Genomic DNA, 24731 nt, shown 5'->3' with positions numbered 1-24731 from the left:
GTGGTTTTTTAAAATTCAGTAGTGGGACAAAAACTCCTACTGAATAGTCTCATTTTGTGGTATACTTAAAGTTACTGATGGCCCAAGGGGCATCAAAGCCCGTTTTGTGGGGTAAAAGAAAGAAGGAGCGATTGATATATGGCTGAGAACACTTCTGTTGGTTCCAACTTTATACAGAATGAAATAAATGATGATTTAAAGAACGGTTATTACCCTGAAGGCGTACACACCCGTTTTCCGCCGGAGCCAAATGGCTATCTGCACATTGGCCATGCCAAGTCCATTTGCCTGAACTTTGGCCTTGCAAAAAATAATGGCGGTATCTGTAATCTGCGTTTTGATGACACAAATCCTGTAAAGGAGGACGTGGAATATGTAGATTCCATTCAGGAGGATATTAAATGGCTGGGCTTCAGCTGGGATGACAGAATGTTTTTTGCCTCTGATTATTTTGGCAAGCTCTACGATTATGCGGTGGAGCTGATCAAGAAGGGGCTGGCTTATGTTGACGACCTTACCGCCGAGGAAATCCGTTCCTATCGTGGAACCCTTACTGAGCCGGGGAAGGAAAGCCCTTACCGCAACCGCAGTGTTGAGGAAAACCTGGAGCTTTTCCAGAAGATGAAGGCTGGCGAGTTCGGTGATGGGGAGAAGGTACTCCGGGCCAAGATTGATATGGCATCACCAAACATCGTAATGCGTGACCCGGTAATTTATCGCATTGCCCATGTTTCCCATCATCGTACCGGCGATGAGTGGTGCATTTACCCAATGTATGACTTTGCCCACCCACTTTCCGATGCCATTGAGGAAATAACTCATTCCGTATGTACCCTGGAATTTGAGGATCACAGACCATTCTATGACTGGCTGCTGGAGGCACTTGACTTCAAGGTTGGTGCCCGCCCGCGCCAGATTGAGTTTGCCCGTCTGAATCTCACCAATACTGTAACCTCCAAGCGCAAGCTCCGTCAGCTTGTGGAGGAAGGCTATGTTTCTGGCTGGGATGACCCTCGTATGCCTACTATTTCCGGCCTGCGCCGTCGTGGCTATACCCCAAATTCCCTCCGGGCCTTCTGCGAGGAAATCGGTGTGGCCAAGGCCAACAGCCTGGTGGACGTGGCTATGCTGGAGCACTGCGTCCGTGATGATCTGAATAAGAATGCTGACCGTATAATGGCAGTTCTTCACCCATTGAAGGTGGTTATTACCAACTATCCTGAGGGCCAGAAGGAGTTTATGGTGGCTGACAACAACCCTAATACCTCTGCCCATCGCTATGTACCGTTCTCCCGTGAGCTGTACATTGAGCAGGAGGATTTCATGGAGGATGCACCAAAGAAATTCTTCCGTCTGAAGCCGGAGGGTGAGGTTCGGTTAAAGCACGGCTATATAATTAAATGTGAGGAAGTTATAAAGGATGAGTCAGGGAATGTGGTGGAGCTCCACTGCACCTATGACCCAGAGTCCAAGACTGGTGGAGCCACTGCCAACCGCAAGGTTAAGGGCACTATTCACTGGGTGTCTGCCGAGGATGCCATTGAAGCTGAGGTCCGCCTTTATGATTATTTGATTGAAACTGATGAAAACGGCGAAGTGCCGGCAGACTTCCTGGCTGCTGTAAACAAGAATTCCCTTGAGGTTGTGGAGCACGCTCTCATTGAGCCAAGTGCCAGCTTCACTGCTGCGGGAACACATTACCAGTTCCTGCGCACCGGTTATTTTGTGGTTGACAAGGATACCACTCCTGAAAAGCTGGTATTCAATCGGGTAGTAGGTCTGAAGGACAGTTGGGCAAAGGCCAAGAAGGGCTAAGCAGAAATAGGAAAGGATAAGACTATGGGAAAGATACCAAAGGGATTATCTGACAAGGATATGCTGGATGGTTATGTTGAAGAAGTAACCATGGAAGCACAGTTTATGGCGGCGGAGGCCGCCGAGGACAAAAAGCGTCGGGAAAAGATTTTCGGCACCGGGAAGAACAGTCTTTCCATGTCCGGCCTTGATGACGAAACCCTGGAAAAGCTGGGGAGAAAGCTCCTTGAATTAAAGATGGAGCTGTTTCGCGAGGGCATCAAAAATTATACTCTCAAGGTAAAACGTGAGGACTGGGATATCGTTATCACTCCTGTGGTAAAGGGACAGTCTATGAAGAAAAAATAACGAGGTGAGCATATCCCTCACCTCGTTGAAACGCTGATTGGAAGATTTTTCTTTTCTTGGAGAAAAGAAAAATTTGAACAATAGCGTTATAAAGTCGATTTAAAATAAAGAATTAAAAATATGGGGGGCTTCACTGTGGAGAAATACATGCCACAAAAAATTGAAAAGAAATGGCAGAAAAAATGGCTTGAGTCCAATGCTTACAAGACTGAAATGGACCCTAAAAAGCCAAAATATTATACTCTGGAGATGTTCCCATATCCTTCCGGAAATCTTCACATGGGTCATGTGCGCAACTATTCCATTGGTGATGTGTTGGCCCGTTACAAGACCATGGAGGGATTTAATGTAATTCATCCAATGGGCTTTGATGCCTTTGGTATGCCTGCGGAAAATGCTGCTATCAAGCACGGTGTAAAGCCAGCGGATTGGACCTATTCCAATATGGACAACATGAAGCGCCAGCAGCGTGAAATGGGCCTGTCCTACGATTGGGACCGTGAGGTGGCTACCTGCCGTCCTGATTATTACAAGTGGACCCAGTGGCTGTTCCAGCTTTTCTACAAGCGTGGTCTGGCATACAAGAAAAAGGCCTATGTAAACTGGTGCGACACTTGTGGTACTGTACTGGCCAATGAGCAGGTTATTGATGGCCTGTGCTGGCGTTGTGACAACGAAGTAGTAAAGAAGGACCTGTCCCAGTGGTTCTTCAAGATTACCGATTATGCGGATGTACTGCTTAAGGATCTGGACCTCTTAAAGGGCTGGCCGGAGCGCGTAAAAATCATGCAGGACAACTGGATTGGCCGCAGTGAAGGACTTGAGCTGAACTTTGAGGTTCCAGAGCTCAATGAGACACTGTCCGTATATACCACCCGTCCTGATACCGCCTATGGTATCACCTTTGTGGCATTGGCTGTTGAGCACCCGATGGTGGAGACCATCTGCAAGGCAAAGCCGGAAAAGGCAGAAGAAATCCGTGCCTTCGTAAAGAAGGTTCAGAGCCAGTCTGATATTGAGCGTACTTCCTCCGAGTCCGAAAAGGAGGGCGTAGGCACTGGCGTATATATGATTAACCCATTTAATGGCAACAAGGCTGAGATTTGGGTTACCAACTATGTATTGGCAGATTATGGTACTGGTGCGGTTATGGGTGTTCCTTCTGAGGACCAGCGTGACTGGATGTTTGCCGAGAAGTACAATTTAGATGTAATTGTTACCCTTCAGCCCAAGGGTGTTGAACTGAAGGTTGAGGAAATGACCGAGGCCTACACCGATAAGGACGGTATACTTTGCAATTCCGGGGAATTCAATGGCCAGGATATTAAGACTGCCAGCAAGGGGATTATGGACAAGGCCGAAAGAGAAGGCTTTGGTAAGCGCCGCGTAAATTACCGTCTCCGTGACTGGCTGATTTCCCGTCAGCGTTATTGGGGCGCCCCAATACCAGTAATTTATTGCGAAGACTGTGGGGAGCAGCTTGTTCCTGAGGATCAGCTTCCTGTAATGCTGCCGGAGAATGTAAACTTTGAGGCTGGCACAGTTTCCCCACTGGCTCAGTGTGAGGAATTTGTAAATTGCACCTGCCCTAAGTGCGGCAAGCCGGCCAAGCGTGAAACTGATACCATGGATACATTCATTTGTTCCTCTTGGTATTATCTCCGTTATACTGATCCGAAGAATGACAAGAAGGCCTTTGACTCCGAGAAGGCAAATTATTGGGCTCCTGTTGATCAGTACATCGGCGGTATTGAGCACGCCATTCTTCATCTGCTCTATTCCCGGTTTTTTACCAAGGTTCTTCGTGATGAGGGCCTGGTAAACTTTGCGGAGCCATTCAGCAATCTCCTGACCCAGGGTATGGTTCTGAAGGACGGCAGCAAGATGTCCAAGTCCAAGGGCAATGTTGTTTCCCCTGAGGAAATCATCGGTGAATACGGTGCAGATACTGCCCGTCTCTTCATTATGTTTGCGGCTCCTGTGGAGCGTGATCTTGACTGGAGTGACGAGGGTGTTGCGGGGTCCTTCCGCTTCCTTAACCGCGTATGGCGTATTATCAGCCAGTTTGAGGACAAGATTAAGTCTGCAGCTGATGAATATGACAAGAAGGCTCTCAATGATGCTGAGAAGGAGCTGCGCCGCGTTCTCCATACTACCATCAAGAAGGTTACCGAGGACATTCGCGACCGCTTCATGTTTAACACTGCCATCAGTTCCATTATGGAGCTGGTTAACGAGTTCTATAAGTTCCAGAACGATGATAATGTAAATGCAGGTCTTGTCCGTGAGGTTTCCCTGAATCTCATTAAGATGCTGGCTCCATTTGCTCCACATATGACTGAGGAGCTGTGGTCTGAGCTTATTGGCGAGGAAAGCAGCGTTCACGCCCAGAAGTGGCCTGTATGTGATGAGGCTGCCACCGTTAAGTCTGAGGTGGAAATCGTTCTCCAGATAAACGGCAAGGTCCGTGACCGCATTATGATTGCCACCGGCATCAGCCGTGAGGAAATGGAGGAGGCTGCCAAGAACAACAGCCGTGTTCAGGAGCTTACCGAGGGCAAAAACATTGTAAAGATGATTTGCGTTCCTGATAAACTTGTAAACGTAGTTGTAAAGTAATAGGCACTAACTGAAAACGTTGATAAATGGGCCCTGTCAAAGATGTGTATTTTTGACAGGGCCTATTGTATTTATGGGAGATATCCACATGGGAAAGATTTTTAGTATATGTGTCCACATAGAGTGGATTTTTCTTGACATAAATGTCTCGTACCAGTAGAATATGTACTTAGGTGGTGTACCACCTAGGTTTAATATTTTAAAATAAGGAGTTTATTTTTTATGGTAACAGCATTCAGAAAATGGCAGAGCATCAGTTTGATTCTGCGTATTGTATGTGGTCTGGTTTTGGGTATTATTTTGGCCCTTGCAATGCCGGACAATGGAGTGGTTCCAATTTTTGGTAACCTGTTTGTGGGCCTGCTGAAGGGGATTGCCCCTGTATTGGTATTTATTCTGGTAATAAGTGCCCTGGCCAATGCCTCCGGCGATATTGGGGCCCGTTTTAAAACAGTAATGTTCCTCTACGTTGCCGGTACATTATTGGCTGCAGCGGCAGCAGTTTGCTTCAGCTTTGCCATGCCGGTTGGTATGGTTCTTACCGATGCAGCAACCAACACACCACCAGGTGGTATTGGGGAGGTTATCAAGACCATTCTCACCAACATGGTGGCCAATCCTGTGGCTGCTCTTATGAATGCTAACTATGTAGGTATTCTCTGTTGGGCTATAATTTTCGGTATGGGCTTCAAGAAGCTGGCTTCTGAGGGCACCAGAGAAATGGTGGCAGAGTTTGCTGCTGTAGTATCCCGTGCCGTAACCTGGATTATCCAGCTGGCCCCATTCGGTATTATGGGTTTGGTTTATTCCGCCGTATCTGAAAACGGCATGTCCATCTTCGTTGACTATGGTATGCTGCTGGTGGTTCTGGTAGGTACCATGTTCCTTATGACCTTTATTGTTAATCCGTTGATTGTTTTCATGTTCCTTAAGAAGAATCCATATTCCCTGACCTGGAAGTGCCTCCGCACCTCCGGTGTGACTGCTTTCTTCACCAGAAGCTCTGCAGCCAATATTCCTGTAAATATGGAGCTGTGCAAGGAACTGGGACTGGAGGAGGATTTCTATTCCGTATCCGTTCCTCTCGGCGCCACCATCAATATGGAGGGGGCAGCCATCACTATTACGGTTATGACTTTGGCTGTGGCCCACACCTTGGGCATACAGGTTGATATTCCTACTGCTATTATTCTTTCCGTTCTGGCAACTGTAGGTGCCTGCGGTGCTTCCGGTGTTGCCGGCGGTTCCCTGCTTCTGATTCCAATGGCCTGCTCTCTCTTTGGTATTTCCAATGATATTGCCATGCAGGCAGTAGGCGTTGGCTTCATCATCGGCGTAATTCAGGACTCCTGTGAGACAGCCCTTAATTCCTCCACCGATGCCCTTTTTGCGGCAACTGCAGAATTCAAGGAGCGCCTTGATCGCGGTGAAGAAGTAAATATGAATTTTTAACAAATAAGTTAGTCTGAAATTTAATTTGGAAAAAAAGAAGGATTTTCTATCTTGGCGGTAGAAAATCCTTTTTGATTGGAAAAATAATTTCTGAATGAAATATAATTCTGAATTAAATGAAATAACAAATATATTTGGGCAGAACAGGAGAGGTCCTTATGAGTGTTTCAAGTGCAAATTCCGTGTGGCTGAGCAGACCAGAATCCTTTATTAACCCTCAGGAATTCAAGATTTTTTCCGGCGGTGATGAAACGGTCAGTTATTTGTTGAACCAGTATATGGACGCAGTGATTTACTTCACCTATGAAAATGATGTAATGCGGCTGGAGCTGACCAACGACAAATACGAAGAAAATATTCTTCCCCAGGCTTCCTTGGACAGGGTAGGAGTCGAGGGACAGTGGCAGTTTTCCGATGATGAGGAAAAGCAGAAATTCAACAGACTTCTGAAACGTGCTGAGCGGAGTAAGACCTATGAAACAGAAGAGATATGGTTCCGTTCCTTTTCCCAGTGCTGCGGCTATCAGGAGTGTTGCTTAATTTTTCAGCTTCGCATGGTTGCAAAGCAGGGCAATGAGGTGCTGTACTGTGCTTTGCTGTACAATGATACGGAAATGCAGCATTCCTTCAAGGACATATCCGATAATGAGGCAAAATTCCGCATGGCGGCGGAGCAGGCCAATATTTACGCATGGGAATATGATATTGCTACCCATGAAATGAGGCCTTGTACCAGATGTATGAGGGATATGGGGCTGCCACCGGTGCTGGAGAATTATCCTGACCCTGTTTTTGAAATGGGTATATTTCCACGGGATTATGAGGATATGTACCGCAACTGGCATGAGCGCCTGGCCCAGGGTGAGGCCCAGATTCAGGGGGTTATTCCCCTGACCCCGGATCGGATTCCTTTCCATGTGCGTTATATCACAGAATTTGATAAGGATGGTAAGCCGGTAAAGGCCTATGGTTCGGCCACTCTGGCGGTGGACAATGAGAAGGAGGTTCAGCTGCGGGAGATTATTTCCTCCCTTACCATGAGGTATGCCACTGTACTGAAGGTGAACCTTGATACGGCTGAGACAGAGGTCCTTAATGTGGGGCAGGAGTCCTCAGTCCAGGTTCAGAATCTTTTTTACGAGAACAAGACTTTCAGCTTTGAAGACATAAAAGAGGATTATCTGGAGAATTATGTTTTTGATTCTGATGTGCCAAAATTAAGTGAATTGTTTTCCCTGGATTCCATAAGGAGTATTTTGTCCAGGGAGCAAAACTTTACCCATAGCTACCGCATTGTGCGGAAACAGAAGACAGTCTATATGCAGTGCCGCCTTTTCAGAATGGCTGACAATAATAGCGCCATTATCGCCATTCGCAATGTGGACGATATAATGAAGCTGAAGCAGGAGTCTGAGGATAAGCTGAAGCTGGATGTTCAGAATTTCAGTGAAGAAATGGATGTGAACAATGCGGTTATCAATAATATGGGGGATAATATGTCCGATGTGATGTACATTCTGGAGCATATTGTTGAAGGAAAAGAATCCCTTGACGCAGTAGATGTAGATCATCTTCACATGAATTTTGCCCTTATGGAGGAGCTGGCCCAGGATATCAAGAAGGCCAGTGAACTTAAGGCTATAAAGGATCAGTCCGAACCGGAGACCTTTGACCTTTACGATATTTACAAGTATGTTAAGGCCTTTGCCGGGCCTATTGCCAAGAAGAAAAATATTGAGCTCTATGCTGATGAGAATATCAGCTCCCTAAAGTATTCGGAAGTGGTGGGGAACATGCTCTACGTAAAGCGTATACTGTTTAATATAGTTCACAATGCCCTGAAATACAGTCCAGAGGGGACAGAAATCCATTGTTCTGCTGAGGCCAAGGCCCACGGAGGCAGGATTAACTGCAAGGTAAAAATTTCTGATGAGGGAATTGGTATATCTCCGGAATTCCAGAGCAAAATGTTTGATGCCTTCACCCAGGAAAACCGTCAGGTGGATCCATGGGCCAATGGACAGGGACTGGGGCTTTACGTGGTCAAACAGCTGCTGGACAAGATCGGGGGAACTATAGCTGTGTACAGTGCTGTTGATTTGGGCACCATCGTTACCGTGACCATGTCCTTCGATATTGCTTAAAGGAGAATTGTTTAAAAAATGGGGCGGGAGACAGTCAATGAGCAAGGGCTGTTTCCTGCTCTTTGGTTATTAAGAATAGTTTTCTTTTAAAAAACAATTTCCTCAGGGTGGCGATATTTAAAAAAATGGAGTATAATAACGATAATATGTTCTGTTATGGTGCGTGAAATTTTTAGGGGGTAGGGAAATGGCAGAGGTCCCTAAATTGAATAATATAGATTTTGGGGAGGGGATTCCCTTTAAGGTGGTGGCTCCCTTTGAACCCATGGGGGATCAGAACCAGGCCATTGAGGACCTGGCTGGGGGCATTGAAAACGGTCAGGAGGCCCAGGTGCTGCTGGGTGCCACCGGAACAGGAAAAACCTTCACCATAGCCAAGCTCATAGAAAAGGTTCAGAAGCCGACCCTTGTCATTGCCCACAACAAGACCTTGGCGGCCCAGCTGGCCAGCGAGTTCAAGACATTTTTCCCCGACAATTACGTGGGGTATTTTGTTTCCTACTATGATTATTATCAGCCAGAGGCTTATATTGCTTCCACTGATACCTATATAGAAAAGGACGCTTCCATAAATGACGAAATTGATGAGCTGCGCCATTCTGCCACCTGTTCCCTCTTCGAACGGCGGGACGTTATTATTGTGGCCAGCGTGTCCTGTATTTATGGCCTTGGTTCCCCTGAAAGCTACCATGAAATGGTGCTTTCCCTTCATAAGGGGCAGGAGATAGACAGAAATGATATTTTGCGGCGGCTGGTGAATATGCAGTACGACCGCAATGATGTGGTACTGGAGCGTGGCCATTTCCGGGTTCGGGGCGATGTGGTGGAGATTTTTCCGGCAGGTTATAACAACCGTGGTGTCCGCATTGAGATGTTTGGGGATGAGATTGAGCGCATTGTGGAATTTGACGTGCTGACTGGAGAAATTTTTGGTGAGCGTATTCATTCCATGGTTTTCCCGGCCTCACATTATGTAACCCCCAAGGAAGATCTGGAGATTGCCATGGGCACAATACGGGCAGAGCTGGAGGAACAGATAAAGTTCTTCAAGGAGCATAACAAGCTGATTGAGGCCCAGCGTATTGAACAGCGCACCAACTACGATCTGGAAATGATACAGGAGATGGGATATTGCTCGGGCATCGAAAATTATTCCCGGCACCTGACCCAGCGGGCTCCAGGGGAGGCACCATATACACTTTTGGACTACTTCCCGGAGGATTTTATGATGGTTATTGACGAGTCCCACGTTACCTTGCCCCAGCTGCGGGCCATGTATGCAGGGGACCGTTCAAGAAAGGAATCCTTGGTGGATAACGGCTTCCGCCTGCCATCGGCCTTTGATAATCGCCCATTGAGATTTGAGGAATTTGAACAGAGGATTAATCAGATAGTTTACGTGTCCGCCACCCCTGCCAAGTATGAGCTGTCAGGAGCCCAGCAGGTGGTTCAGCAGATTATCCGTCCTACGGGACTCCTTGACCCGGAGGTGGAGGTTCGTCCTTTGGAGGGGCAGATTGATGACCTTTTGGGAGAGATAAAGCTGCGTGTTAAGAAGGACCAGCGGGTGCTTGTAACCACCCTTACCAAAAAAATGGCAGAAAATCTCACGGAGTATCTTAAGGAAACCGGCGTCAGGGTGCGGTATCTCCATTCGGATATTGCCACCTTTGAGAGGGCGGAAATAATCCGGGATTTGCGGGCCGGAGAATTTGATGTGCTGGTGGGCATTAATCTTCTCCGTGAAGGATTGGATATGCCGGAGGTTTCCCTTGTGGCCATTCTTGATGCAGACAAGGAGGGCTTCCTCCGTTCCGATGCATCGCTTATTCAGACCATTGGCCGTGCTGCACGTAATGCAGAGGGAAAGGTTATTATGTATGCTGACAGAATAACCGATTCCATGAAGCGGGCTATGGATGAAACGGAACGCCGTCGGGAAATTCAGCAGGCCTACAATAAGGAACATGGCATTGTGCCAAAGACAATTATCAAACCGGTTAAGGCGCTGATTGAAACCACTCTTGTGGCCGAGACGGCAGCCACATATAGAACTGATGATGGAAAGAAGAAAAAGAAGCTCTCTGCCAAGAATAAGGAAGCTCTCATTAAGACCCTCACCAGAGAAATGCAGCAGGCCTCCAGGGCACTGGAATTCGAGAAGGCTGCAGAACTCCGTGATATGATTTGGGAGCTTGAGGGCAAGAATTAAGAACGAGAATAGGAGGTTTAATCATGTTGAGAAAAAGATTTACGGGTATCAGCTATTTTCTTGCGGGACTGATGTTTTTGCTGTGCTTTGTGGTGACCATGCCAACTGGGGACGCCAAGGCCCAGGTTACCCGGATTATTCTGGTTCGTCATGGGCAGACCGATTATAATGTAAAGGACCTTTATCAGGGAAGCTTGGATATTCCTCTAAATGAAACGGGCCTTAAGCAGGCGGATATGCTGGCGGAAAGCATAAAGGACCTTCCTATAGATGTGTTTATTTCCAGTCCATTGGAAAGGGCCTATGTAACCACGGAAAAATGCGCCAAGGCCAAGGGCATGGAAATAAGCTATACTGACCCTCGCCTTACGGAGATAAGCTATGGTGACTGGACAGGCCAGTATAAAAAGGATGTGGCAAAAAAATATAAGGAATTGGCAAAAATGTGGAAAAAGGAGCCTTGGAATGTACAGATTCCGGGGGGAGAAACTCTCCAGCAGCTTCAGGAGCGGTATCGGGCAGCTCTGGATGATGTCGTACAGCGTTATCCCGGCAAGACCATATTTATTGGTGCCCATTCCAAGGGAAATATGACATTGATGTGCAGTGTTTTGGGAATTGGACTGGAGCATTATTCACAGTTTAAACAGGATAATACCTGCATAAATGTCTTAGAATATAAAAAGGGTCAATGGAAGCTGGTACTTTTGAATTCCATTGCCCATACAGGCAAGTTATATAAGTATTAGAAGAGGTAATTAAATGGAAAAATATATCAGAATTAAGGGGGCAAGAGTCCACAATCTGAAAAATATAAATGTAGATATTCCCCGGGACAAAATGGTAGTGGTCACGGGGCTTTCCGGGTCAGGGAAATCTTCCCTGGCCTTTGATACGGTATATGCAGAGGGACAGCGGCGTTATGTGGAGTCACTTTCTTCCTATGCCCGAATGTTTTTGGGCCAGATGGACAAGCCGGATGTGGATTATATTGAGGGCCTTTCCCCTGCCATATCCATAGACCAGAAAACCACCAGCCGGAATCCCCGCTCAACAGTGGGAACTGTAACGGAGATTTATGACTATCTTCGTCTCCTTTTTGCAAGGGCGGGGCGGCCTCACTGTCCAAAGTGTGGCAAGCCCGTAAACCAGCAGTCCATTGACCAGATGCTGGCCCAGCTGCTTGAGCTGCCGGAGCGCACCAAGCTGTTGATAATCGCTCAGGTGGTTCGTGGAAAAAAAGGTGAACATAAAAAACTGCTGGAACATATCCGCAAGGAGGGCTATATACGTGTCCGCATTGACGGGGAAATTATGGACGCCAGCGAAGAAATTAATCTGGAGAAAAATAAGAAGCACACAATTGAAGTTGTGGTGGACCGCCTTGTTATCCGTGAGGAAATTCGCCAGCGCCTGGCGGAGTCCATGGAGGCGGCGTTAAAGCTGGGTGAGGGTGTTGCTTACGTTCAGATAGTGGACGGGGACATGCTTATGTTCAGCCAGAATTTTGCCTGTGTTGACTGTGGTATCAGTCTGCCGGAAATTGCGCCCCGCATGTTTTCCTTCAATAATCCTTTTGGTGCCTGCCCAGCCTGCAGTGGCCTTGGCAGTCACAGCGAGTTTGATATAGATCTGGTAATGCCGGATACATCCCTCAGTTTGGCTGAGGGCCTTATTGCACCCCTTACCAATAATACAAAATCATATACCATGTGCCAGATGGGCTCCGTTTGTGAGGCCTATGGGGCCACCCTTGAGACACCTTGGGAGGATATGAAACCGGAGCTTCAGGAGGAACTCCTTTACGGCACCGGGGAAAAGAAATACAGCTTTGGCTATGAGAATATGTTTGGTGTGTACAAGATTCACACTGGTCCCTTTGAAGGAGTAATGCCTCTTCTTGACCGCCGTTATCGTGAGTCAGACTCCGATGCCATGCGGGAGGATCTGGAAAATTATATGACCATTCATAAATGTCCTGTATGTAATGGTGCCCGCTTAAAGCCGGAGTCCCTGTCCGTAACTGTGGGGGAGAAGAATATTCAGCAGGTGACGGAGATGACAGTGCGGGACTGCGCCACCTTCTTTGATGAGTTGGAGCTGACCCAGCGGGAGCAGAAAATTGCGGCCCAGATTTTAAAGGAAATCCATGCCCGTTTGGGATTTCTTGTAACAGTGGGCCTCGATTATCTTACACTTTCCAGAGCGGCGGGAACCCTATCAGGCGGTGAGGCTCAGCGCATCCGTCTGGCCACCCAGATAGGCTCCGGCCTTGTTGGCGTGCTGTATATTCTTGATGAGCCAAGTATCGGCCTTCATCAGCGGGACAATGAACGGCTTCTTTCTGCATTGAAAAATCTTCGGGATTTGGGCAACACCCTCCTGATTGTGGAGCATGACGAGGACACCATGTTTGCGGCGGACCATATTATAGATATTGGCCCTGGTGCGGGAACAAATGGTGGCACCGTGGTGGCCCAGGGTACAGCCAAGGAAATCATGGCGGTGGATGAGTCCGTAACTGGCCAATATCTCAGCCGTAAAAAGTATATCCCTGTGCCAAAGGAACGCCGTGAGGGTAATGGGCTTTTCGTGGAAATCATCGGGGCCCAGGAAAATAATCTGAAGAATCTTTCTGTAAAGCTGCCACTGGGCACTTTTACCGTGGTTACAGGGGTTTCAGGCTCCGGAAAGAGTACCCTCATTAATGAAATCCTATATAAGGGCATTGCCTCCAAGCTGTACCGCACCAAGGGAAAGCCGGGGCGTTTCAAGGAAATCAAGGGACTTAAGAATATTGACAAGATTATCAATATAGACCAGTCACCTATTGGCCGTACTCCTCGTTCCAATCCGGCCACCTACACTGGCGTATTTGATATGATCAGAAGTCTGTTCAGCCAGACCACGGAAGCCAAGCTGAGGGGATACAAGCCAGGACGGTTCAGCTTCAACGTAAAGGGTGGGCGATGTGAGTCCTGTCGTGGTGACGGTATTATAAAGATTGAAATGCACTTCCTCCCCGATGTATATGTGCCTTGCGAGGTGTGCAAGGGAGCACGGTACAACACGGAAACACTGGAAGTTAAATACAAGGGCAAATCCATTTCTGATGTGCTGGATATGATAGTTGATGAGGCGGTGGAGTTCTTTAAGAATGTGCCCCGTATTGCCAACAAGCTGCAGATAATGCAGGACGTTGGACTGGGCTATGTGAAACTGGGACAGGCTGCTACCACCCTTTCCGGTGGTGAGGCCCAGCGTGTAAAGCTGGCCACGGAGCTTTCCAAGCGTTCTACGGGAAAGACTATGTATATTCTGGATGAGCCAACCACTGGCCTACATGCCGCTGACATTCACAAGCTGCTGGCTATCCTTCAGCGGCTGGTGGATGGGGGCGACACCGTGGTGGTTATTGAGCATAATCTTGATGTGATAAAATCCGCAGACCATATAATTGACCTTGGCCCTGAGGGGGGCGACAAGGGCGGCACCATTGTGGTGGAGGGTACCCCGGAAAAGGTGGCAAAAACCAAAAAGTCCTACACAGGCCAGTTTTTGAAGCCACTGCTGGAGGAAAAGCACAGAGATTAAATGCAACTTTGTTTATGGACGGGGGGAATTTTTTCGCCTGCAAGAACGGAGCTGTACTGCCGGAGGCTCATCATGGGCATTAGCCATTTTTATGTTGCGATGTGAGAACGGCCCTGCCGGCCCCGAAGAAGCAATTACATACCGTGCATGATGATTACAGCGCAGTGATGAAGCCGAAAAAGTTTCCCCTGGCCAGACAGTATAGTTAACATGATTTGGAAAGGATGTGACAGAATGAACAACATAATAGAGGAAAAGCTGGTCCTTCTGCCACATTCTCCCGGCGTCTACATCATGAAGGATGCCAAGGGCAAAATCATATATGTGGGTAAGGCCATAAGCCTTAAAAACCGTGTTACCCAGTATTTCCGCCAGAACAGCAGCCATTCCGCCAAGGTGAAGGCCATGGTGGCCCGCATTGAGGATTTTGAAACTATCCTCACGGGCTCCGAGGTGGAGGCACTGATTTTGGAGTGCAATCTTATAAAGAAGCACCGTCCAAAGTACAATATCAGCCTTAAGGACGACAAGAACTATCCATATTTGAAGGTTACCACCAACGAGGTTTTTCCCCGCGTTCACATAACCCGACGGGTAACAAGGGACGGGGCCAAGTATTTTGGCCCATATACCAATGTTACAGCCCTTCACGAGAGTTTAAGGCTTTTAAAAAAGCTGTTCCCTTTGCGGAGTTGCCGTCGTATGGATTCAGACCGTCCGTGCCTGGAGCATCATATTAAAAGGTGTTTGGCACCCTGTGCTGGAAAAATATCCCCAGAGGAATATAAGCTCATGATAGATGAGGTGCTGTTGTTCCTTGAGGGGCGTACAGAACAGGTGGAATATAATCTTAAGCAGCGGATGACAGCAGCGGCGGACAATCTGGAATTTGAACGGGCAGCCCGTCTGCGGGACCAGCTTTTGGCTGTACAGAAGATTTCCGAAAAACAGCGCATTATTACCGGGGTGGGGGATCAGGATGCCATTGGTATGGCCCGTTCCGGTTTGGGCGTTTGTATGCAGATTTTTTACGTTCGTAGTGGTAAAATGGTAGGCAGGGATTATTTTCTTCTTGATGGCAGTGAGGAAGAAACAGATGAGGCACTGCTTATAGCCTTTTTGAAGCAGTATTACAACCAGGCCACCTTTATACCAAGGGAAGTTTTGCTTCCTATGGAAGTAGAGGAACAGGAGCTTTTGGAGGAATGGCTGGGAGAGCAGACCAAATACAAGGTATCCCTCAGTGTGCCCAAGCGTGGCACCAAACGGGATATTGTGGAAATGGCCATTGGCAATGCAGAAAAGGCACTGGCAGATGAAAGTGCCCGCCTGAAGCAGGCCAATGCCCAGACTGTGGGCGCCGTTCATGAGCTGGGAAAATACCTTGGGCTGGTAAATCCACCAACCCGTATGGAATGCTTCGATATTTCCCATACCCAGGGGTCGGAAACAGTGGCTTCCATGGTGGTATTTGAGGATGGGGTACCGAAAAAATCCGACTATCGCCGCTTTAAGATACAAAGCACGGAAGGAAAGCCCGATGATTTTAAGTCCATGCGGGAGGTCACCATGCGCCGTTATGGCAAGGCAGATGCGGAAATGCCGGATCTTATTATCATTGATGGTGGTAAGGGACAGCTAAGCTCCGCCTGTGAAATAATCCGGGGAGCAGGTCATCTTACAGTTCCAGTGGTGGGACTGGCCAAGCGATTCGAGGAGGTTTATCGGGAAGGGGAATCAGACCCCGTGATACTTCCACGCAGCAGTCAGGCCCTTTATCTTATTCAGCGCATTCGTGACGAGGCCCACCGCTTTGCCATTACCTACCATAGAAAGCTCCGGAACAAGCGGAATCTTGTTTCCGTGCTGGATAATGTGGAGGGAATTGGCCCAAAACGTAGAAAAATACTTATGGACCATTTTGGCACCATAGAAAAGATAAAACAGGCCTCCGTGGAGGAAATGGCCAGTCTTGATGGCATGAATACCCCATCCGCAGAAGCTGTACATAATTATTTTAAGTTTCGGTAAGACTAATTCCGTCGCACTTGCCTTCCACTTTGGGGAAGGGGGACCGCTTGCGGTGGATGAGGTCAACAACAAGAGGATTGATTTTATGATAGATTTACATGTTCATTCCACCGTTTCAGACGGTACCTACACCCCAAGGGATATAGTTGATTTGGCCAAGGAGAAGGGCCTGGAGGCAGTGACTCTCACCGACCACGAATCCATTGCAGGAAATGGGGAGGCAGCAGATGAAGCCAAAAAGCTGGGAGTTAATTTCATAAATGGCATGGAAATGACCGTGGCATACCAGGACAACAAGATGCATATTGTGTGCCTTGGCTTTGATGAGTCAAATTCTGACTTTAAACAGCTATATGCCAAGATTCGCCATAACAAGGAAAAGAATATGGACCAGGTGGTGGAATATATTCAAAGCAAGGGCTTGGATATCACCATGGATAAGGTGAAGAAGCATGCTGCTGTTCATTTGGACCGTTATGCCATTATGCGTACTTTGGTGGCTATGAATCTGCCATGCAAGATTCAGACTCTGTGGGATGAATATCTAAATCCAGGCCTTAAGGAAGCAGGCGTTTATGGTGATATTTCCGCTGAGGAAGCCCTGCCGGTAATCAGAAAAGCAGGTGGCGTAACCTCTTTGGCCCATTACCATAAGGATATTGGCATGAAGGGCTGGTCCTGGGAGAAGAAGGAGGAATCCCTAAAAGAGCTTATGTCCTTCGGACTTGATGGCATGGAGCGGTATTATCCAAATTATTCCCCAGAGGATGCGGAATTTGCAGCCCGCATGATAGAGAAGTACAATATGCTGGCCACCGGCGGCACCGATTTCCACGGCGCCAATCGGAGGGGCATAGAGCTGGGCACTGGCCACGAGGGCAATATGAATGTGCCATATGACTTCTATGAAAAAATACTGGCCCACATTGGGCAGAAATAAGAAAAACTAAGTTAATAAAATGCCCAAAGAGCAGAAAACTGCGGTTGAGATGAATAATCATTTTAACCGCTTTTTCTTTTTGCAGTTACTTTGGAAAAGCAAGACTGTAGGGGTCTGGAGTCTGTCAAGGATACTCAAATGTCTTGCGGGGGGGGACAATGGTGCTATAATTTTCTCATATTAATAACTGTTTAAGAGATAGGAGGGCAGTGGGGGTATAGGCTGCTTTATCAGCAACAAAGGGCAAGTTAATCAATTATCATGGGGGAAAGTATATGAAATTACGAAGAATTTTGGCAGGACTGTGGATAATCCTGCTTCTGTTGGCTGGCACCTGCTATGCCGAAAATTCGGATAATCCAATAGTGGCCAGAACAGAATATGGGTATTTACGGCTCAATATTCCTAGTGTGAAAAAGATAGAATACTATGGTCGTTTCTATATTGCGTGTACTTATACAGGCCATACGGAATATTTCGTTTATGGTGTTCCTGTTGTGGAAGAGTATGGCACATATAATTGTTGGTTTGATCCATCCAAGGATAAAGTATTGGAATTTGGAAAATCTTTCAGAGATGCCAGCAGTGTATGGATAAGTGTTAATCATTATTCAAAAGATATTTCAAAAAATAACTTGTCTATATATAGTTACATAAGAAATAATTTTCCAAAATTATGTAATGAAGTTATAACTGATAATAAAATAGCTGATGAAAAATATGGCAGTTACATAGAAAAAGCTTTTGAAGCCCACGAGAATAAAGATTGGGAAAAAGAATACACTTACTTGAAGAATGCCTATGATAATGGCTGTCAATCCCAAGCTATACTCCATGATTTGGCAGAGGCCTGCTGGAATTTAGGCGATTATGATAATGCCATAGAATGGGCCAGTAAACGAATAGATTTAACAAATTCAGCTTTTGCGTACAAGACACGGGCATACTATTACTATTTGCTCGAAAAAAATGATTTGGCCTTGGAAGATGCCAAATGGGCTACTATGAAGGTAAAAGATAATCCAGGTATTATAGACACTAGAGGGATGATCTATACTGCTTTAGGTCAGTATGATAAGGCTCTTGCAGACTTCAATGCAGTATTAAAAATAAATGATAAATATGCATCCGCTTATTATCATCGTGGTAAATGCTATGAAGCTCTAGGTAAAAAAGATAATGCTCAGTCTGATTTTAAAAAAGCAAAAAAATATGACCCTGAAATCACTGATGATAAAGCAGATTTTGCAAAACAGCGTAGTCAGAATCAGGCACTGAAACAGCAGCGCCAGTACCAGAAGCATGAAAAGTACAAGGAAGACTTAAAGAAGCTCAATGATGCAGTATATGTGCATAACAATGCTGAAAACTTCCCTGCCAAGGTCGTATTTGAAAACGATGATATTATTATCACCGTTATCGGCAATATTAAAAATAACGAGTCGGAGCAGTTCTATCAGGAGGTAATCCCACAGGAAGTCCGCACCAACTACGAATCTGGTGCCTACCAGCAGCACTACAACCAGATGAAGGCACAGGTAGAGGCTGAACAGGCCACCCAGCAGGAACAGCAACGTGCCGCAGCCCGTGCTTCTGGATATACACTGGGTGTTCCGGTTACAATTAACTTTAACCCTAATAGTATCCATTGGAGTGATGTTGTAGCAAAATTTGAAGGTATAAACTCTGTTACTACTTTTAGAGAGGCTCAAATAGGAGAAGATTTATTCCTTGTAAAAGCAAAACGGGAGGAGTTTGGTCCTGCTAATTTAATTCGTTATTCTTATGGATTGCATTCTAAAAACGGAAAATATTACATGGTTCAGTATGATACAATCTGTCCGGTACTCACTAGAGATGGCGGAGAAAAGGGAGAATTGCTCCATACCTTTATGACGGTAAGCTTTTATGATAAAAACTATTGGGATGGTGTAGATGAATTATGGCTGTACAAGGAAGATAGAGATGCCTCAGATGCCGCTCTTAAGAATATTCAGATTAATTATGTGGAGGATATAACTGCTTCATGTAAATATGGTGGTAAGTTTAATCTTGAAGGGTGTGCAAATGCCGTAGCTGGTTTCTTTAGCAAAGTGCATGATCATATTAAAGAATGTTATGCAAATGGAGCGTATTATCCTTCTTGGGCACCAGAAGATGAGATAAATAACCCGAATATGTATTTATTTTCTCCAGAAGGATGGGCACGGTGGATTAAAGAACGTTCGGAATTTAACGAAGAATGATTTATCACTTCAAATGCTCCGTAGTGAGGTTTAAAAGAATGTGCAGTTAATTAAGTAGTGATGGGGGCTGAAAATCACAGCCCCTTTTTTTTTTAGGAGGTCGGTGGATTTGCTTGAGTGGAGATTAAAAGTCGAACAAGAAGATGGTAGCAAAGGAACTATTTTTTTTAAAAACTTTAGTACAGCGTTTTTTTATTTGCTTGTCTTATTAGCTATAGCTAATTATATTATTGATTTTATTCCTAAAAGCAACGATGGTTGTATCAAATCATTATTGTTGTTTACGGTGTTACTTGTTTTGATTCTATATATTTTTTATTTACAGTATGTGTTATATGAAATGATGAGACATCAGAATGTTAAGAATAAATATAAACAGATAAACACTTTATTTACAGATGATAGTATACATAATAAAAAACTTGATTTTTTAGAGCATAAAATTGAGAAGAAAGCTAATACTGGTAGTAGAATAATAAAAGGAATGCCATTTGTTTTTACAACATTTTATCCGGTTGTTAAGAGCATTAGTGGGGTGATTAAAAAAGATTCAGCTGGAGGTTTATCAAATAATGGTATTGATATTATCATGGCTATTGTAGTACTGATTTTCTCACTCTGTATTTATTGGGAACTCCAGAGATTAAATGACATCCAAAATCTTATTGAAAAAACAGCATTTGACGATTTTTTTGAGACTTATAAAAAGAATGATAATAATGAGCAACAAGAATCAGTATGAGTTTGGTAACGACCTGTTAGTGAGGCTATTGAATTTGAACAGAACTATTGATAAAGAAATTATTTAAGAAGTTTTGCGTCACCCTTGCAGAGCTTCTTTTTATATGGGCAAAAATATCATGGCAGCAAATGCATAAAATATTGATGCGTGGCTAAATTTTAGATATAATTTATATACAAATATAACCATAGTGCGTTGGGGGTGAGGTTATGCAGATTGTTCCAATGAGAGACTTGAAAAACACCGTAGAAATAGAGCGTAGATGTGCCGAGTCCAATGAACCAGTATTTGTTACTAAAAATGGTTATGGCCGGCTTGTAGTTATGGATATAGGGTATTATGAGCGTCTGGTGGGAAAAATAGACGAGGCTCGTATGATAAATGAGGGGATAGCTGATTATGAAGCAGGTCGTGTAGTAGATGGCAAAAAATCTCTGAAAAAGATGAGGGACAAGTATGGCATCTGAAAAGTATGATTATGTGTTGACTGATATTGCTGAATCAGACATTGACGAAGCATTCTCTTATATTGCAATTAATTTAGGGAATGTCGTTGCAGCTTCATCTTTAGCGGATGCATTTATGGAACAGATTGAAAATTTTTGTCTGCACCCAAGAGCAGGGACTACTGTTGAAAATGAATTTCTGAAACGCGATGATGTCCGTTATTTTTTGGTTAAAAATTATATTGTTTATTATGTTGTTGATGATGTTTCAAGGAAAATAGTGGTATTACGGTTTGTTTATGGAAAACGCAATCAGGATAATATTTTAAGTGGCTTATAATATATCAAGTCATAAGAGCTAAACAGAAAGAAGGCGACCTATATGACTTTTCAGCAAGAAGCAATGGAATTTGAAGCTCGGGGTGAACTTAGAATGGCAATTCAGACAGTAAAGAATGTAATGTCCAAAAATCCTCAAAAGGATGTTAATGCTGTCATGGATGATCTGTGTTATGAAGGCGAACTTCGTGAGCAGATTATAAAGCATATCGTACAGTAATCCATATCAAAATTAAGACTGCGGTTGAGAATTGATTATTTCATAAGTATTTGTTATAATATCATTAGTTCAATGTTCAGATTGTGACCATACGCAGTCTGTCGTAAATAAAAGGAGGAATTGTAAAATTATGAAAGTTACAGTTGTAGGTGCAGGTAACGTAGGCGCTACCGCAGCAAATGTTATTGCAAGTGCTGGTTATGCTAGTGAAGTAGTACTTCTCGATATTAAAGAGGGTGTTTCCGAAGGTAAGGCTATGGATATGATGCAGACCGCTCAGATCCTTAACTTCAACACTACTATCACTGGTGTTACCAACGATTACTCTGCTACTGCAGGTTCCAAGGTTGTTGTTATCACTTCCGGTATTCCTCGTAAGCCTGGTATGAGCCGTGAGGACCTTATCGGCACCAACGCCAAGATCGTAGGCAGTGTTATTGAGCAGGCTGTAAAGTATTCTCCAGATGCAATCTTCATTGTTATCTCCAACCCAATGGACGCAATGACTTATCTTGCATTTAAGAACTCCGGCCTTCCTAAGAACAAGGTTATCGGTATGGGTGGTATGCTTGACAGCTCCCGCTTCCGTTATTTCCTGTCCTGCGCACTGAAGAAGAAGGGCTATCCTGCAACTCCTACCGACATTGAGGGTATGGTTATCGGTGGTCATAGCGACAAGACCATGGTTCCACTCGGATCCATCGCAACTTACAAGGGTATTCCTGTAACTCACTTCCTTAGCGAGGCTGAGCTTGAGGATGCTATTGCACAGACCAAGGTTGGCGGTGCTACCCTGACCGGTCTCCTGGGCACTTCTGCTTGGTATGCTCCTGGTGCTGCAGCTGGTGAGTTGGTTAAGTCCATCATCACTGACGGCAAGAAGCTCATTCCTTGCTGCGTATACCTCGAGGGTGAGTATGGCGAGGATGACCTCTGCATCGGCGTTCCAGTAATTCTGGGCGAGAACGGCATTGAGAAGATTGTTGAGCTGAAGCTCGAGGGCAAGGAGAAAGAGCGTTTCGCTGAGTCCGTACAGGCAGCTCGCAACACTCAGAACAACCTGGGCGATGCACTGAAGAAGTAATTTTACTTCTAAACATCATATTTAATATGTACATGAAAGGTCTGCAGATTTCTGTGGACCTTTTTTGTATATTTGGAAAGTATACACGTATTTTTCAGAATACAATGTTAATTTATAGTCAAATAGTAACGATATATGTGGCAAGAAGAGATAATTAGTTAATTTTGGGGGCTTATGTCAAATGGTTTAGTGAATTAATAAAGTGAGGTGATCATCATGTTGGAGAAAATTGAAAGAGTAGCAAGAGTAAAAGGCGTTGACTGCGATGTGAACAGCCCATTCCTGCGGAAAAATAGTCGTGATGATCAGAATAATGGTAAATCCCCGTTCCACAAAATGCTTACCGAAAAGATGAGACAGCAGCGGGAAGATGCCCCGATTTCAGAGGCTTACGTGCTGGATTGCCAGCAGGTAACTCAGTCCTTGTTCTATCAGGGTGGCGTGGATTTACGGTTCTTTAGAGGAGGAGCTGAGGCATAAATGATATTAGATGATGAAAAGTATATGAATCTTGCCCTGGCTGAAGCTCAAAAGGCTTATGAGCTCGGGGAAGTTCCTATAGGTGCCGTCCTTGTGGCCAAGGACGGCACTACTGTTTCTGTGGGACACAATCTGCGTGAAACAGCCAAAGATGCTACTGCCCATGCGGAGATAGAGGCCATTCGGGCGGCAAACAAAAAGCTGGACAGATGGCGCCTTACGGGCACCACCCTTTATGTTACCATTGAGCCTTGCCCTATGTGTGCCGGGGCCATTGAGAACAGCCGTATTGACCGGGTTGTATACGGCGGGGCAGATATGAAGGCCGGGGCGGTGCATTCCATATTTAACGTTCTGACCAACAGCAATCTCAACCATCAGACGGAGGTTACTGCCGGGGTGCTGGAGGATAAATGCTGCGGCATTATTAAGGATTTTTTTAAGATGCGCCGTGAACAAAATAAAAAGAAAAGGCAAAATAATCCTACGGGCTGTGAATAGTAGATAGAGACATTTGTATACTTGAGCAAGAATGGTATAATAGGAGTTGACATTTTAATATATTTTGGGTATCATACTAAACATATAAGTTTTACCGACTTACTAGGTTGGTGAAAATGTTTATGTGAAAGAGGGGGAAGGATATGTCCAGTGAAAATGATGTTCAGAAGAAGGCCCAGGAGGCCATAAAACAGACTGACCAGAAGGCTCAGATAAGGCAGATGATCTTGTGGTTTTCGGCCCTTATAGTGGGTGGTGTCCTGGGGTGGCTCAATATTCCGGTGCTTAATGACTTGTTCAATTTTGTTGCCACCGTATTTACCCGCCTGTTCCAGTTCGTGGCAGTTCCAACCATTGCCCTGGCAGTTATTACTACCCTGGCAACCTTGGGCACCAAGAAGGAAACGGGCCGCATCTTCGGCCATGCTGTGGTCTATACCATACTGACCACCATTGCAGCGGCAGCTGTGGGTCTGGCATTATACATTTTTATTGCGCCTGAGAATTTGCCGGCTGATGTTATTGGTGCCGGGGTGGCAGAGGTTCCTGACAAGCTGGGGAAGCTGTCATATTATGACCATTTCCTGTCAGTAATTCCAAATAATCTGCTCCAGCCGTTTTTGGCAGGCAATGTTTTGTCTATTTTGCTCATTGCCTTTGCTGTGGGCTTTGGTTTGGCCCACATGCCAAAGACTGAAAATGCCCAGATGCTGTTAAAGGCCATTAATGGTCTTCAGGAGCTGCTTTTTACCCTTATTAAGGGCATTGTATATGTGCTTCCTATCGGTATCGTGGCTTTTGCGGGGCAGCTGGCCGCCCAGATTGAGGCCGGTGTTATCGTAGGCTCCCTTGGCAAGTATGTGGCTGTGGTTATGGGTGGAAACGTAATCCAGTTCTTCATTATTTTGCCAATATTCCTGCTGCTAAGAGGACTAAATCCATTCACAGTATTTAAGAAGATGTCCCCGGCCCTGGCAGTGGCCCTGTTCACCAAGAGCTCCGCTGCAACATTGCCTGTTACCATGGCCTCTGCTGAGGATAACTTAAAGGTAAACAAGAAGGTTTCCCGTTTTGTTTTGCCAATCTGTACCACCATCAACATGAATGGTTGTGCCGCTTTTATTTTGGTAACCTCTCTGTTTGTAATGCAGAATGCGGGCTTTGAGCTTTCCATGGGCACCATGATTACATGGCTCTTTGTGGCAGTGTTTGCCGCTGTGGGCAATGCAGGTGTACCAATGGGCTGCTACTTCCTGACCCTTTCCCTTATGTCCTCCATGGGGGCACCTCTGGGAATTATGGGTGTTATTCTTCCTATCTATACCATTATTGATATGATAGAAACTGCAGAAAATGTCTGGTCTGACTCCTGTGTATGTGCCATGACCAATAACGATTTGAGGGACAGCCTCGACTGATTGGCGTCCCCAAATATCTGCATTAAGATTTCCGTCGGCTGTCAAATGACAGCCGACTTTTTATTGGGATAATACAAATGGAAATCAATTTCCCAGCCTA

The 24731-nt window shown here is 45.5% G+C and carries 19 protein-coding genes; all 19 read left to right on the top strand.

All coding sequences use genetic code 11. The annotated features are described in order from the left end of the window. Positions 1 to 138 precede the first annotated feature (138 nt). The 19 genes from T525_RS0101855 (at position 139) to T525_RS0101765 (ending at position 24631) form a co-directional block, all read left to right on the top strand. Complete coding sequence (locus T525_RS0101855) at positions 139 to 1815, top strand: glutamine--tRNA ligase/YqeY domain fusion protein (RefSeq protein ID WP_027405782.1); 1677 nt, start codon at positions 139 to 141, stop codon at positions 1813 to 1815. A gap of 24 nt (positions 1816 to 1839) precedes the next feature. Continuing rightward, the gene (locus T525_RS0101850) at positions 1840 to 2163 is read left to right on the top strand and encodes a hypothetical protein (RefSeq protein WP_027397301.1); all 324 of its coding nucleotides are present in this window, start codon (positions 1840 to 1842) and stop codon (positions 2161 to 2163) included. A gap of 135 nt (positions 2164 to 2298) precedes the next feature. Beyond that, a complete protein-coding gene (leuS, locus tag T525_RS0101845) occupies positions 2299 to 4782 on the top strand; it encodes a leucine--tRNA ligase (RefSeq protein WP_027405781.1) in 2484 nt (827 codons plus the stop codon). Between the two features lie 222 nt (positions 4783 to 5004). Continuing rightward, complete coding sequence (gene sstT / locus T525_RS0101840) at positions 5005 to 6234, top strand: serine/threonine transporter SstT (RefSeq protein WP_027405780.1); 1230 nt, start codon at positions 5005 to 5007, stop codon at positions 6232 to 6234. 158 nt (positions 6235 to 6392) lie between these two features. Then, positions 6393 to 8378, top strand: coding sequence for a HAMP domain-containing sensor histidine kinase (locus T525_RS0101835; protein ID WP_027405779.1), 1986 nt, complete (start codon positions 6393 to 6395; stop codon positions 8376 to 8378). 187 nt (positions 8379 to 8565) lie between these two features. Next, the gene (gene uvrB / locus T525_RS0101830; protein WP_027405778.1) at positions 8566 to 10590 is read left to right on the top strand and encodes an excinuclease ABC subunit UvrB; all 2025 of its coding nucleotides are present in this window, start codon (positions 8566 to 8568) and stop codon (positions 10588 to 10590) included. Between the two features lie 23 nt (positions 10591 to 10613). Further along, positions 10614 to 11339, top strand: a complete 726-nt coding sequence (locus T525_RS0101825; RefSeq protein WP_084276808.1) for a histidine phosphatase family protein — start codon at positions 10614 to 10616, stop codon at positions 11337 to 11339. Between the two features lie 13 nt (positions 11340 to 11352). Continuing rightward, on the top strand, positions 11353 to 14184 hold the full coding sequence (gene uvrA, locus T525_RS0101820; protein WP_027405776.1) for an excinuclease ABC subunit UvrA: 2832 nt from the start codon (positions 11353 to 11355) through the stop codon (positions 14182 to 14184). A gap of 234 nt (positions 14185 to 14418) precedes the next feature. Continuing rightward, positions 14419 to 16215 (top strand): excinuclease ABC subunit UvrC, encoded by a 1797-nt coding sequence (uvrC, locus tag T525_RS0101815; protein WP_027405775.1) that lies wholly within the window; start codon positions 14419 to 14421, stop codon positions 16213 to 16215. 85 nt (positions 16216 to 16300) lie between these two features. Next, positions 16301 to 17155 (top strand): PHP domain-containing protein, encoded by an 855-nt coding sequence (locus T525_RS0101810; protein ID WP_027405774.1) that lies wholly within the window; start codon positions 16301 to 16303, stop codon positions 17153 to 17155. Between the two features lie 275 nt (positions 17156 to 17430). Then, complete coding sequence (locus tag T525_RS0101805) at positions 17431 to 19401, top strand: M48 family metallopeptidase (RefSeq protein ID WP_027405773.1); 1971 nt, start codon at positions 17431 to 17433, stop codon at positions 19399 to 19401. 109 nt (positions 19402 to 19510) lie between these two features. Beyond that, positions 19511 to 20143 carry a hypothetical protein gene (locus tag T525_RS0101800; protein ID WP_027405772.1) on the top strand — a complete coding sequence of 211 codons (633 nt, stop codon included), beginning with the start codon at positions 19511 to 19513 and terminating at the stop codon, positions 20141 to 20143. 209 nt (positions 20144 to 20352) lie between these two features. Beyond that, positions 20353 to 20610, top strand: a complete 258-nt coding sequence (locus T525_RS0101795) for a type II toxin-antitoxin system Phd/YefM family antitoxin (protein WP_027405771.1) — start codon at positions 20353 to 20355, stop codon at positions 20608 to 20610. Then, a complete protein-coding gene (locus T525_RS0101790; protein WP_027405770.1) occupies positions 20600 to 20929 on the top strand; it encodes a type II toxin-antitoxin system RelE/ParE family toxin in 330 nt (109 codons plus the stop codon). Before T525_RS0101795 ends, T525_RS0101790 begins: the two co-directional genes overlap by 11 nt. A 42-nt stretch (positions 20930 to 20971) precedes the next feature. After that, positions 20972 to 21148 carry a hypothetical protein gene (locus T525_RS16160; protein WP_156945496.1) on the top strand — a complete coding sequence of 59 codons (177 nt, stop codon included), beginning with the start codon at positions 20972 to 20974 and terminating at the stop codon, positions 21146 to 21148. 130 nt (positions 21149 to 21278) lie between these two features. Next, positions 21279 to 22232, top strand: coding sequence for a malate dehydrogenase (locus tag T525_RS0101780; RefSeq protein ID WP_037324776.1), 954 nt, complete (start codon positions 21279 to 21281; stop codon positions 22230 to 22232). 216 nt (positions 22233 to 22448) lie between these two features. Next, positions 22449 to 22712: a hypothetical protein gene (locus T525_RS0101775; protein ID WP_027405768.1), complete on the top strand. Its 264-nt coding sequence runs from the start codon at positions 22449 to 22451 to the stop codon at positions 22710 to 22712. Beyond that, positions 22713 to 23213 (top strand): tRNA adenosine(34) deaminase TadA, encoded by a 501-nt coding sequence (gene tadA / locus T525_RS0101770; RefSeq protein ID WP_027405767.1) that lies wholly within the window; start codon positions 22713 to 22715, stop codon positions 23211 to 23213. A gap of 143 nt (positions 23214 to 23356) precedes the next feature. Further along, positions 23357 to 24631 (top strand): dicarboxylate/amino acid:cation symporter, encoded by a 1275-nt coding sequence (locus T525_RS0101765; protein WP_027405766.1) that lies wholly within the window; start codon positions 23357 to 23359, stop codon positions 24629 to 24631. Positions 24632 to 24731 lie beyond the last annotated feature (100 nt).

The sequence above is a fragment of the Anaerovibrio sp. RM50 genome, from assembly GCF_000622005.1.
GTDB lineage: Bacteria > Bacillota > Negativicutes > Selenomonadales > Selenomonadaceae > Anaerovibrio.
This window is presented reverse-complemented; position numbering and strand designations above follow the sequence as displayed.